The sequence below is a fragment of the Vibrio sp. 811 genome, from assembly GCF_033339195.1.
Map to the genome: position 1 here is coordinate 1 of NZ_JAWOUB010000142.1, position 985 is coordinate 985.

The 985-nt window shown below is 44.4% G+C and carries 1 protein-coding gene and 1 pseudogene; both read left to right on the forward strand.

The genetic code is table 11. The features are described 5' to 3' along the window. A pseudogene (locus R7Q46_RS25415) lies at positions 1 to 156 on the forward strand (oxidoreductase); the annotation flags it as partial. Between the two features lie 357 nt (positions 157 to 513). Further along, on the forward strand, positions 514 to 985 hold a 472-nt coding region (locus R7Q46_RS25420; protein ID WP_318077971.1), incomplete at its 3' end, for a response regulator.

Below are 985 nucleotides of genomic sequence, written 5' to 3' on the forward strand. Positions count from 1 at the left end.
GCTTGGGTACGTCGCTTGCCATCTAAGCCAATTCCAATCATTGGTTCAGGGAAAATTGAGCGTGTGCAAACGGCCGTGAATGCGCTGAATATCGAATTGACTCGCGAGCAATGGTATCGAGTTTGGGTTGCTTCGAAAGGTCACGGTGTGCCATAGAAAGCGCATTAGCATCGTGATTTTACTTAAGGCATCTTATTAGATGCCTTTTTGATGTTTCATCTTTCCTTTCTTCACTTTAGCAAGTAACGAGCTTTTTCTCGGTTTTCTGGAGCTTAGATAAACGCAACCCTATGCGTATCAAGGTCTGAGAATGGTCAGTAGGCTTTGTTCGATGTCACTAAATCGACAGTGAAATGCGTTGTTTCTTGTTGGCTAGGTTCACTCATCTATTGATCTTGCGTATGCTTACTGCATAAACAAAAAATACTAGTTCCTCGTCAGTTTTCTCGTACTATATGCGGTAACAATCTGGTAGACTCCAGCGCAGATTGTTGAATATAAAAAGGTGATTGAATGTCTTTTCCTGTACTCATCTGTGATGATTCAGCGTTAGCACGCAAGCAGATGGCTAGATCACTGCCAGCAACATTGAATCCGGATATTACGTTTGCTATCCATGGAAAAAATGCGCTTGAAGAATTAGCGCAAAAAGAATTTAAACTGATGTTTCTTGACCTCACCATGCCAGAAATGGACGGTTTTGAAACCTTAGAAAACATGCAGCGTTTGGGAAACAAAACGCCAGTTGTGGTTGTGTCGGGGGACATTCAACCCAAAGCCAAAGAGCGCGTTTTCGCGTTAGGTGCCAAAGCATTTATTCAAAAGCCCATCGCAAAGGATGAGCTAAAAAACGCCCTCAAAGAGCTGATTGAGCCAGAGCCTCGACCGCTTATCATCACACCAAGCGTGATTGAGCTGCCAATTCTCCGCCGACGCGATATTTACATGGAAGTGGCGAACGTTTCTATCGGCCGAGCTGCGGACG